10 protein-coding genes and 2 pseudogenes are annotated in these 10,879 nt (G+C 62.2%); 8 read left to right on the top strand and 4 right to left on the bottom strand.

Translation table 11 applies throughout. The annotated features are described in order from the left end of the window. Positions 1-486 (top strand): annotated as a pseudogene (locus tag P8Y64_13820) (sugar-transfer associated ATP-grasp domain-containing protein). Positions 487-583: 97 nt separating this feature from the next. Here P8Y64_13820 and P8Y64_13815 read toward each other — a convergent pair. Both P8Y64_13815 and P8Y64_13810 read right to left on the bottom strand, forming a co-directional pair. Beyond that, positions 584-3,007, bottom strand: a complete 2,424-nt coding sequence (locus P8Y64_13815; protein MEJ2061535.1) for an HAD-IC family P-type ATPase — start codon at positions 3,005-3,007, stop codon at positions 584-586. A 290-nt stretch (positions 3,008-3,297) separates the two neighbouring features. Beyond that, positions 3,298-4,272, bottom strand: a complete 975-nt coding sequence (locus tag P8Y64_13810; protein MEJ2061534.1) for an SDR family NAD(P)-dependent oxidoreductase — start codon at positions 4,270-4,272, stop codon at positions 3,298-3,300. On the opposite strand from P8Y64_13810, the gene P8Y64_13805 reads away from it, so the two are divergent. From P8Y64_13805 to P8Y64_13780, 6 genes and pseudogenes are all read left to right on the top strand, one after another. Beyond that, positions 4,271-5,221 (top strand): AraC family transcriptional regulator, encoded by a 951-nt coding sequence (locus P8Y64_13805; GenBank protein ID MEJ2061533.1) that lies wholly within the window; start codon positions 4,271-4,273, stop codon positions 5,219-5,221. The genes P8Y64_13810 and P8Y64_13805 overlap by 2 nt on opposite strands. Positions 5,222-5,264: 43 nt before the next feature. Next, entirely contained in the window at positions 5,265-5,699 is a 435-nt protein-coding gene (locus tag P8Y64_13800) for a hypothetical protein (protein ID MEJ2061532.1), read from the top strand. Positions 5,700-6,164: 465 nt separating this feature from the next. Continuing rightward, positions 6,165-6,398, top strand: coding sequence for a BON domain-containing protein (locus P8Y64_13795; protein ID MEJ2061531.1), 234 nt, complete (start codon positions 6,165-6,167; stop codon positions 6,396-6,398). Further along, a pseudogene (locus tag P8Y64_13790) lies at positions 6,295-6,696 on the top strand (cytochrome b). Before P8Y64_13795 ends, P8Y64_13790 begins: the two are co-directional and overlap by 104 nt. A gap of 43 nt (positions 6,697-6,739) precedes the next feature. Beyond that, entirely contained in the window at positions 6,740-7,339 is a 600-nt protein-coding gene (locus P8Y64_13785; protein MEJ2061530.1) for a flavodoxin family protein, read from the top strand. A 34-nt stretch (positions 7,340-7,373) separates the two neighbouring features. Next, the gene (locus tag P8Y64_13780; GenBank protein ID MEJ2061529.1) at positions 7,374-7,946 is read left to right on the top strand and encodes a YceI family protein; all 573 of its coding nucleotides are present in this window, start codon (positions 7,374-7,376) and stop codon (positions 7,944-7,946) included. Positions 7,947-8,006: 60 nt separating this feature from the next. Here the strand turns inward: P8Y64_13780 and dusA are convergent, their stop codons facing one another. Then, positions 8,007-8,873: a tRNA dihydrouridine(20/20a) synthase DusA gene (dusA, locus tag P8Y64_13775; protein ID MEJ2061528.1), complete on the bottom strand. Its 867-nt coding sequence runs from the start codon at positions 8,871-8,873 to the stop codon at positions 8,007-8,009. An 11-nt stretch (positions 8,874-8,884) separates the two neighbouring features. Continuing rightward, complete coding sequence (locus P8Y64_13770; protein ID MEJ2061527.1) at positions 8,885-9,364, bottom strand: TetR/AcrR family transcriptional regulator; 480 nt, start codon at positions 9,362-9,364, stop codon at positions 8,885-8,887. Positions 9,365-9,873: 509 nt separating this feature from the next. Between P8Y64_13770 and P8Y64_13765 the strand changes: the two genes are divergently transcribed. Continuing rightward, the coding region (locus P8Y64_13765) for a selenium-binding protein SBP56-related protein (GenBank protein MEJ2061526.1) at positions 9,874-10,879 on the top strand (1,006 nt) is incomplete at its 3' end.

Raw genomic sequence — 10,879 nt, 5'->3', positions numbered from 1 at the left:
CTGGGCGGAGAACAGGACACGGCGCTGATCGAGTACCGGGTGAAGATCGATCCCGTGTTCGAGGCCATCAGTTACCAGGGCGTGCCCGATATCCGCATCATCATCCTGTTCGGCGTGCCGGTAATGGCCATGGTCAGACTGCCCACGCGCCGGTCGCACGGCAAGGCGAATCTGCATCAGGGCGCAATCGGCGCCGGCGTCGATCTCGCCACCGGCCGCACCCTGCAGGCCGTTTCGGGCAACGCGATCATTACCGTGCATCCGGACACCCGGCAGCCTGTGGCGGGCGTGCAAATCCCCAACTGGAAACGCCTGCTCGGCATCGCCGCCAGCTGCTACGAACTGACCGGGCTCGGTTATCAGGGCGTGGACCTGGTGCTGGACCGGGAGCTCGGACCGCTGATGCTGGAGGTCAACGCCCGTCCGGGATTGAACATCCAGATCGCCAACCGGCAGGGACTGCTGTCCCGGTTGCAGAAAGTGGAAGCCGACCTGCCCGCCCTGAAACAAATCGATGCCCGCGTCGATTACGCCATGACGCACTTCGGCGCAGCATAAAGCTGCGGGTCAGTCGGGCGTGGCGTTACCGTCCGCTCCGGGTCTTGCGCCGGCTTCCCCGTCGAGCGGAAAAAACCCTCTTCCTCCCAGCAGATAACTGGCCAGCCCGAGCGCCGCCGCGGCCACGAACGAAGCGCCCCAGTCGTCCAGTTGCAACGGCGTGACGATCAACCAGCTCGCCAGCCACGGAATCTGGATCAACGCGATCGTCGAGATCACGGTCGTCAGGGTGATGAGGATGGCCTGGCGATTCCTGAGCCGGCTCAGGCCGGCGGTAATCGCCGCACTGCCCAGCAGCAGCGTCGCCAGGGCATGGGCACGGGCATGCTGGGTCAGATCGGCGCTGTCCAGGCTGTGCCGGTAGATCAGCAGCATAAACAGCGTAAACACGCCGGTCGAAACGCCGATCATCATCATCGCGCGCGGTGCGAAAAAGCGCGCCCTCGAACCAGACGATATGCACCGGCAGGTACAACAGCGGATAACCGAGCAACGGGATGATCGCCGCCGTGAGCACCAGCGGAATGTGCACCAGCAGCAGGTACAGAAATGACAGGCGCAGGTTGTCGAACATGCGCTGGCCTTCGTGAATGGCCTCCACGATGGAGCGGAAATTGTCGTCCATCAGGACGATGTCGGCGATCTCGCGCGCGCTGCGCGTCCCGCGCGCGCCCATGGCGATGCCCACATCGGCTGCCTGCAGCGCGGGCACGTCGTTGACGCCGTCGCCGGTCACCGCCACCACCTCCCCCGCCTCGCGTAGCGCCGACACCAGCGCCATCTTGGTGGAGGGTTTGGCGCGCGCCACCACATCCACGGTTTGAATCTCCGCCCAGTGGTTTTGGTGCAGTCCCGATTCCAGCTCGTCGCCGGTCAGCACCCGCGGCTCGTCCTGCCCAAGGCCCAAAGACCTGGCGACGCTGCGCGCGGTCACCGGATGGTCCCCCGTGACCATGATGGTCCTTATGCCCAGTGAGCGGCAGGCGTCGACGGCCTCGTGCACGCCTTCGCGCGGCGGATCCTCGAACGCCAGCAGGCCGAGAAACTGCATGCCGGCCGCCGGCTCTTCCGGCGTTGCCAGTCCGTCCAGCTCGGCGACGGCAATGACCTTGTGCCCCTCCGCCGCATAACGGTCCGCCCTGGCCTGCCACTCGTCGCGCGCGGCCCCGTCGATCCCGCAGACCGCCAGGATGGTTTCCACCGCGCCCTTGCTGGCCAGCTTGAAGACGCCGTTTGCCGAGTCGAGCACGACCGATTCGCGGCGCCGGTCCTCGGTGAAGGGAAAACGCTTGACGGCCGGTGGCGGTGCGCCGTGGTTGTTGGGTTCGACCGACAGGATGGCCCGGTCGAGCGGATCGAAGCGTTCGGCGCCGGAGGCCGCCCGGGCCGTTTCGAGCAGACGGTCCGACTGGCCGTGAACTGCCGGCACGATATGGGTCAGGTGCAGCTCGCCGCTGGTGAGCGTGCCGGTCTTGTCCGAACAGATACAGGAAACGTGACGGATGTTCTCCACCGTCACCGCACGCCTGACCAGGGCGCGGTGCTTGGCGAGGCGGAACACGCCCACGCCGAGAAAGAAGGTGAACACCACCGGAAATTCCTCCGGCAGGGCCGCGATGGCGAACGTGAGCGCGCTGAGCAGGGCGTCCACCAGCCCGTGTCCCTGCCAAAAGCGTATCAGGGCGATGAGCACGCAGAAAAACAGCGCGAATCCGAGCAGCACCTTGACCACCCGGGCGATGCCCTGTTGCAGCGGCGTCAGTTCATGACTCGACGCCTGGGTCGTGCGCACGATGCCGCCGTAGGCGGTCTCGGCACCGATCCGCAGCACGCGGTAGGTCAATTCGCCGGTCAACAGGCGCGTGCCGGCATAGACCCAGTTGGATTCATCGGGCCCGCCCATCGACTCGCGCGCCCACAGGTACGGCCAGGCCGATTTCCTGGCCGGCCAGGACTCGCCGGTCAGCGAGGATTCCTCCACCTGCAGTTGCGCCCCGTCCTCCACGATGCCGTCGGCGGGGATCCAGTCGCCGCCGGCGACCCGCACCAGGTCGCCGACCACAAGCTCGTGTGACGGAACGGTCTCCCAGGCCCCGTCGCGCCGCACGCGGGCCTCGGTGGCGAGGCGCGACTGCAGGCCGGAGACCGACGCCGAGGTCCGCCAGTGCAGAAAGAAATCCATCGCCAGCAGCGGGAACACCGCGATCAGCAGCACCACGGCCTCGCGCAAATCCCCCAGCCACAGATACAGCCCCGCGGTGACGAACAAAAACCACAGCATGGGATCGCGCAGGGTGTCGCCGAGGATGACCAGCCAGGCATGGCGCCTGACCGGCACGATGACGTTGTCCCCGTAATCCGCCCGCTGCGCCGCGACTTCCGCGGCGGTCAATCCTTCCGCCGGGTCGGCGATCCCGGCGAGTCTTTCCAGCTCAACGACCCGTTCCATTGTTCTGTTTATCCCCAGGAGTGACGGGTGCGGGCATTTGCTTTTCCAGGCCGTCTATTACACGAACCGCCATAATCACCCGAAAAGCAGTCTGACCGCGAGCAATGGGAGATGCCCGTTGCCTGCCAGTTTCAAATCGTAGTGCCACGCGGCCCGCTCCAACATGACCCACCGGTCGTGACCGGAGGTCTTGCTCAGCCGGCCAAGAGCTGAACTGGCCCTAGTTTAACGGGGAAAACGGATGGTCCACTACGCGTCTCCTGTTCACATCATTAGCGTTGTGAAGTTTCCTATTGCGGGATGGAAACGCCGGTGAGCTCGACACTTGTCTCCCACAGCAGCTCGGCCAGCGCAGGATCGGTCGCCCAGGGCCGCACGCCGAGCAGATCGGTCGAGTCCGCAGGTACCGCGCGGGCAATGTTGCAGTCTTCGCAGTAAACGCCGCCGAGGCCGTCCAGGAGCGGGCTCGTCGCACACCAGACGGTGGTGGCCGCACCTTGCTCAAGCGTCTTCTTGTTGTTTTCGGGATCGATGACCGGCTTGCCGTCGGCATCGCGATAGCCGGAAGCGATGCTGGCTTCGATAGGCATGTTGCGGGTGAAACCGGACTCGACGATCCCGCCGGGATGCAGGGCAAAGGCACGGACGCCGGATGGCTTGCCAAGGTGATCGAGCCAGACCGAGAAGAGCACGTTCGCGGTTTTCGACTGCCCGTAGGCGACCATCGCGTCATAGGGGCGGCGTTTGAAGTGGATGTCGTCGAAATCGACGGCGCCGGCCGCATGCCCGCAGGACGAAACGGTAACGACGCGCGCGCCTCCCTTGACGAGCGCCGGCCACAGCCGGGCGGTGAGCTGGAAATGACCGAGATGGTTTGTGGCGAACTGCGCCTCGTAACCACGCGCGTCCCGCTCCAAGGTGAAGCCGATATAACCCGCGTTGTTGATGAGGAAGTGGATGGCGTCGTGCCGTGCGAGCACGCGCTCGGCGAAGGCGTCGATCGAGACCGGATCGATCAGGTCGAGCGTCTCGAGGTATACATTCTCCATTCCACGCAGTGCGGCTTCAGCCTTGGCGCGGTTTCGGGCAGGCACGATCACCAGGGCACCAGCCTCGGTCAAGGCCCGGGTGGTTTCGAGCCCGATCCCTGAATAGCCGCCGGTCACCACGGCGAGGTGCCCGGAGAGATCGATACCGTCGATCACCTCGCGCGCGGTGCTGGCCGGGCCAAAGGGCGACGGGATGGGAGCTTGCAGTCTGTTCATGTCGAACTCCATTCGTTGCGGACTGAAACAAATGGTATGTTTCCTTGCCGCCTTCGATACGCATTCGTATCTATCTGGCGGTGTCGTAGCCGGCGGAGATTGGGCGATCAGGTTTCCGCCGCCGAATGCCATCAAGTTCGGCGCGGTCGTGCGCGGCAGCTGTTGGCACGTAATCGAGGGCCGGGGCGATCCCGTGAGGCTTGAGCCTGGAGACGTATTCGTGGTGAACGGCCTTCATCCGCTGCGCCTGGCGAGCGATCTTGCGGTTGAGCCGGTCGATGCGGAAGATGCTTTCGCCGATGCGGAAGGGGGGACGGCAGTACTGGGACAAGGCGATGAGTTCCATCTGCTGGGCGGCCACGTCTCGCTCGAACCGGTCGGCGACACCCTTCTTTCCGAAGTCTTGCCGCCTTTCATGCATATCACGGCAGCATCGCCGCAAGCTGCAACGCTGTCCTGGCTTCTCGACCGTCTGGTAGACGAGACAACCAACGCCCGGCCCGGATCGTCCGCCGTCGCCCGGCCTCTCGCGCATCTGCTTTTCGTTCACGTCCTGCGCGAGCACATCGAAGCCGGAAACACCGAAGCAGGATGGCTGCGGGCCGCCGGCGACCCCCGCATCGGGCCGACGATGAGCCTGATACATGCCGACCCGGCCAGGAACTGGCGCCTCGAGGAACTGGCGAAAGCCTCCGGTATGTCGCGTAGCCGTTTTGCCGAGCGGTTCAAGGCAGTCTCCGGCATGGCGCCTCTCTCCTATCTGACCTTCTGGCGCATGAGGCTCGCCGAACGTGCGCTTCGAGGCGGCGCGCGGTCACTGGCTGCCCTGGCAAGCTCGCTCGGCTACTCATCCGAAAGCGCGTTCAGCACCGCATTCAAGCGGGTGGTCGGCGTGTCGCCGGCGCACTATCGAAGCAGCATGAGTGGTGACGCGGTAGGGCGAAAGTGATAAGGAATATCTGTTTCCACAGGATTCGGCCTAGAATAGCGGCATGATGCCACTTCGCCTCCTGCCCTTCTTCATCATCGCCCTGCTCGCCTTCCAACCCGCCAGTGCCGGGGAAACGCGCGAAGCGGTGCCGTTTCCCCCTCAGGTCAAGGCCCAGTTCCTGCACCGCATGCGCGGCCACCTGGAGACCCTGAACGCCATTCTGGGCTACCTCTCCCAGCAGCGCTACGCACAAGCCTCGCAGGCCGCCCAATCGCAGCTGGGGATGGGGGCGATGGGCCCCGAACTGCACCAGCAGCTGCCCTACATGCCGCCCGGCATGCGCAGCCTGGGCGCCCGGCTGCACAAGGCCTCGGCCATGTTCTCGACCGAGGCCCAGAACGCGGAAGTGACCGGAGACCCGGCCCCTGCCCTGCGCGCCCTGCACCGGATGACGGAGACCTGCATCGCCTGCCACCGGGCGTACCGCGTCAACTGACCTCCCCTGCAAACTCCACCATTTCAGAACTCCGAGGGGGTTCTATACTCCAGAAATGGATACCGGTGGAGATCGCAGGAGGTCAATAATATGACGCAAACAACCGCTCACCCCTTCGTCAAGCAGTTCATGGCCACCCTCCAGAAAGAACCCCGCATCAAGCTCGAAACGGCCTCATTCCGAGCCTCAGTTCTCGACGACGCCCTGATTCTCGAAGGCATCGTCGAAGATATCGCCACCAAACGCATCATCGCCCAAACCGCCCATCGCCTGAACGGCACCCATGCCATTCAGGACCGTGTCCGCGTGCGGCCCGGCGAAGCCATGCAGGACGCCGCCTTGCGCGACGAGGTCCTGCGCACCCTGGAAAGCGAGCCGGTTTTCAGCGAGTACGGCCTGGCGGTGGTCACCATGAAGGGCGAGGTCCAGCACCTGCGGCCCTCGCGGCTCACGCCGCCGGTCACCATGACCATCGCCACCCGGGAGGGGGTGGTTACGCTCACGGGCGAGGTCGGCAGCCTGACCCAACGGCGGCTGGCCGAGGTGCTGACCTGGTGGACGGCCGGCTGCGAGCTGGTGCCTGGGACCCTGGTGGCACAAGGGGATCGGTATTACGCTCGTTGCTGTGCTGGTTGCGCGGCTGGTCTGGCGCTGGCTGAATCCACGGCCAGACCATCTGCCGACCCACAAGCCCTATGAGCGCCTGGCAGCGTCACTCGCTCACGGCCTGCTCTATCTGCTGCTGTTCTCAGTGATGGTGAGTGGCTATCTGATCTCTACCGCCGATGGGCGGGGCCTGGAGGTCTTCGACTGGTTCACCATCCCGGCGACCTTGAGTGGCATCGAGCATCAGGAGGATATCGCAGGCGAAGTGCATCTCTATCTGGCCTGGAGCGTGATCGGTCTGGCGGCCCTGCACGCCCTGGCGGCGCTCAAACACCATTTCATCGATCGGGATACAACTCTCAAGCGGATGCTGGGTGCGGGTTCCCGCTAGGCATTAATCCATTTCAACGGTTCTCGATAGTGAGGAGACAGTAATGACCAAAGTAGCGATCGTTTATCACAGCGGCTTCGGCCACACCAGGTTGCAAGCGGAGGCGGTGGCGCGTGGAGCGGCCGCTGTAGACGGGGTTGAGACCCTGTTTCTCACCACCGAAGAAGCCTCGGCTGACATCGACCAACTCGATGTGGCAGACGCCATCATTTTCGGTAGCCCCACCTATATGGGCAGCATGTCGGCGGAGATGAAGAAGTTCCTCGAGGTGAGCGCAGCCAAGTGGTTCTCCCAGGCCTGGAAGGACAAGGTGGCGGGCGCCTTCACCAACTCCAGTTCGTTCTCCGGTGACAAGCTCAACACCCTGGTCGGCATGATGATCACCGCCATGCAGCAGGGCATGATTTTCGTCAGCCTGGGCCTGCATCCAGCTGCCAGCGATCCCGACTCCATGAACCGCATCGAGGGTCCGGGGCCAGAGGCGACGAATCGGGTCGGCTCCTACATCGGCCCCATGGCGTCCAGTTTTCAAGTGAATGCCGGAGATGCCCCCAGCTCTGGTGACCTCGCGACGGCGCAGGCCTATGGCCATCGTGTCGCCACCATTACCCGGCAGTTGGTGCGGGGACGTACCGTTGGCTGATTTCAAGCTATCTATCCATTGAGGAGAATCCACCATGAAACGTTTTCTGTTACCCCTGCTGTTCGCCACCCTGGCATCAGCCGCCCCGCTGCAGGCCGAAGAGTATGCCCTCGATACCAAGGGTCAGCACGCCTTTATCCAGTTCCGTATCCAGCACCTGGGCTATAGCTGGCTCTATGGCCGCTTCAACGATTTCAGCGGCAACTTCAGCTATGACGAGAAGAATCCGTCCGCTGCCAAGGTGAAAGTGGATATCGATCCTGCCAGCATCGACAGCAACCACGCCGAACGGGACAAGCATCTGCGTAGCGAAGAGTTCTTAAACGTGGACAAGTATCCGAAGGCCGGATTCGTCTCAACCAGTTACGAAGAGAAGGCCGACGGCACGGCGGTGCTGAAGGGCGATCTGACCCTGCGCGGCGTGACCAAGCCGGTGACCATCCAGGTGGAAAAGATCGGCCATGGTCCCGATCCCTGGGGCGGTTATCGTCGTGGTTTCTATGGCACCACCCAGATCTCGCTGGCCGATTTCGGTATCCCCTTCGACCTGGGTCCGGCCAGCCGCAATGTGGAGTTCGAACTGTCGCTGGAGGGTATCCGCCAGTAATCGACTCGTTGATCTGATTTCCCCCACTTTGGCGCCTTCTTGGCGCCTTTTTTTGGCCCGCTACCCACAAGCGTTGTGTAGATGAGTCAGACAGTGGCGGTCGGCAAAGCCGGGCGGCCGGCTGCTCCTCCCCTGTCCATGCCGTCCTGCACGATGTGGCGCATCGCCTTGAACGGGGTGGAGCTGCAGACGGGCGGTTCGTCGGGCAGAAACTCCCGGTGTTTGGCGTGCAGCATGAAGGCGACGCTGTTGCGCCGGGTCTCGGTATATTCGAACAACTGACGAATGATCGTGTTGCAGCGTTTTGATGCCGCCGTTGATGACGATCTGCAGCGCAGGGAAGTCCGTTTTCAATCGATGCACGGTGTCGTAGGAGAGCGGTGGAATCTCCCGGTTCTCCTTCGGACTCAGGCCCTGCAGCCAGGCCTTGCGGGCATGCACGATGAAGGTGCGGCATCCGGCTTCGGCAACGCTGCCGACGAAGTCGCACAGCGCGGAGTAACTGTCCTGCTCGTCGACGCCGATGCGATGCTTTACCGTGACCTCGATAGCGACCGCATCGCACATTGCCTTCACCCCATCGGCCACCACCGCCGGTGTCAGCATCAGGCAGGCACCGAAACTGCCCGACTGCACCTTGTCGGAAGGACAACCCACGTTGAGGTTGATCTCGTCATAGCCCCACTGCTCGCCGAGCCTGGCGCAGCGGGCCAGATCGCCCGGCTCACTGCCCCCCAGTTGCAGCGCCAGCGGATGCTCGCTGGGATCGAAGTCGAGAAAACGCGAACGCTCCCCATGCAGGATGGCGCCGGTAGTGACCATCTCGGTATAGAGCAGGGTGTGGCGGGTGATCAGGCGTAGAAAGTAGCGACAATAACGGTCGGTCCAATCCAGCATGGGGGCGATGCTGAGTCTGCGCTCGATCATGAGTCTTAGGGTTAGCCGACCTGTTCCTTCACTCCCCTGTCCATGCCGTCCTGCACGATGTGGCGCATCGCCTTGAACGGGGTGGAGCTGCAGACGGGCGGTTCGTCGGGCAGAAACTCCCGGTGTTTGGCGTGCAGCATGAAGGCGACGATGTTGCGCCGGGTCTCGGTATATTCGAACAACTGACGAATGATCGTGTTGCAGCGTTCACGGAAGTTGAGATCCTTGGCGATGACCTCCTCGATCATCTCTTCGAACTCTTTGAGCAGATGGTAGTAGAGGGCCTTGGCGATGCCCTCCTTGCCACCGAAGTGATTGTAGATGGAGCCGATGCTGACATTGGCCTGTTTCTGCACATCGTGTACCGAGACGTTGTGAAAGCCCCGTTCGACGAACAGGTCGAGCGCAGCGGTCAGAATGCGGCAGTCGACCGACTCCTTGGCAGGCGTCATCTTCTTCAGATAGGGCATACAGGCTCCCTTATTGCTCATTTTTCGCCCACCCTCCGAGGGCTGAGTTGTCTGATCGGATCAATCATCCAAGCAGACTTCCCAATGATTCTGCCTCTCGGTTGATGAGAGATACCGAAGGCTTCCTGCTAACAGATTGTTGAATTTCCATTCAAGCGGCACAATCCAGCGTTGAAATCGGCCTCCAAACTGCTCGTTTATTCGAGTGAACTGCGCATTTTGGCTGAGTTTTTCTTCTCTTGCGCTCGATCCGAGCGCATTGCATCGGTTGCCCGGCCCATCGCCCCATTCAGCCCACTTCTCAGTCGCGCATGCCCGCACATCAATGTTTTGCTGGCCAGCGATTATACATAGCATAGTAAAAAGTTTGACAAGAATGAACATTCGTTCTAGTGTTTTTTTAGCCCGCATTTATCGCAGCCATCCAACTTTGGCAGGTAGACACCCACGATTCTGGCCGGCTGCGATAAATGTGGGGCAGCAGTAAAACAACAAAATTACACCCCTATTCACCACTGGAGGAGAACACCATGAGGCTTTTTCAAAGACGGCCCATAAAATCGCTCGCCCTGACGACTGCGCTGGCGCTCTCTACCACGCTCTATGGCATCGTGACGCCATTGGCGGCGGATGAGACCTGCCAGTCCCCCTACATGGCCAAGATCGTCGGCCAGGAGGACTTCGTCTATGTCTGGACCCTGGGCATCGAGGGACTGGGTGACGGTCAGGACAAGCTGGTCACCATCGACGTCAATCCGAAATCGGCCAACTATGGAAAAGTGGTGGCCAGCCTTTCGGTGGGTGGCCGCAACGAGGCGCACCACTCCGGTTTCACCGATGACCGCAACTATCTCTGGGCCGGTGGGCTCGATACCAACAAGCTGTTCATCTTCGATGTTCACACCGATCCGGCTAAGCCGAAGCTGCATAAGGTCGTGACCGATTTCGTGCAGAAGAGTGGCGGCGTGGTAGGCCCGCATACCACCTATGCTCTGCCGGGGCGTATCATGATTACCGGTCTTTCCAACAACAAGGACCACGGCGGCCGCACGGCACTGGTGGAATACACCAACGAAGGCGAGTATGTGGCCACCCACTGGATGCCCACCGATGAGAATCTGCACGGGGCGGAGAAGACCGGCAAATATGCCGATGGCTACAACTACGATGTACGCGTTTTGCCCCGGCGCAATGTCATGCTGACCTCGTCGTTCACCGGCTGGTCCAACTACATGATGGACTTCGGCAAGATGCTGCAGGATCAGGAGGCGATGAAGCGCTTCGGCAACACCGTGGTGCTGTGGGATCTGCACAGCAAAAAACCGAAGAAGGTCTTCGATGTCCCCGGTGCGCCACTGGAGATTCGTTGCGCCTGGCAGCCCGATCACAACTGGTGCGTGACCACCACCGCGCTGACCTCCAAGATCTGGCTCATCTACGAAGACGACAAGGGCGAGTGGCAGTCGCAGGCGGTCGCCGATATCGGTGATCCCTCAAAGGTGCCGCTGCCGGTGGATATCTCCATCAGCAACGACG

Source organism: Gammaproteobacteria bacterium, from assembly GCA_037388465.1.
Taxonomy (GTDB): domain Bacteria; phylum Pseudomonadota; class Gammaproteobacteria; order SpSt-1174; family SpSt-1174; genus JARRKE01.
The sequence above is the reverse complement of the archived record's forward strand: the minus strand, read 5'-3'. Positions and strand labels throughout refer to the sequence as shown.

Coding starts and splice junctions, on each gene's coding strand:
- P8Y64_13815 (MEJ2061535.1), bottom strand. CDS start 3,007: ATGGAACGGGTCGTTGAGCTGGAAAGACTCGCCGGGATCGCCGACCCG.
- P8Y64_13805 (MEJ2061533.1), top strand. CDS start 4,271: ATGTCGAACTCCATTCGTTGCGGACTGAAACAAATGGTATGTTTCCTT.
- P8Y64_13810 (MEJ2061534.1), bottom strand. CDS start 4,272: ATGAACAGACTGCAAGCTCCCATCCCGTCGCCCTTTGGCCCGGCCAGC.
- P8Y64_13800 (MEJ2061532.1), top strand. CDS start 5,265: ATGATGCCACTTCGCCTCCTGCCCTTCTTCATCATCGCCCTGCTCGCC.
- P8Y64_13795 (MEJ2061531.1), top strand. CDS start 6,165: ATGACCATCGCCACCCGGGAGGGGGTGGTTACGCTCACGGGCGAGGTC.
- P8Y64_13785 (MEJ2061530.1), top strand. CDS start 6,740: ATGACCAAAGTAGCGATCGTTTATCACAGCGGCTTCGGCCACACCAGG.
- P8Y64_13780 (MEJ2061529.1), top strand. CDS start 7,374: ATGAAACGTTTTCTGTTACCCCTGCTGTTCGCCACCCTGGCATCAGCC.
- dusA (MEJ2061528.1), bottom strand. CDS start 8,873: ATGATCGAGCGCAGACTCAGCATCGCCCCCATGCTGGATTGGACCGAC.
- P8Y64_13770 (MEJ2061527.1), bottom strand. CDS start 9,364: ATGAGCAATAAGGGAGCCTGTATGCCCTATCTGAAGAAGATGACGCCT.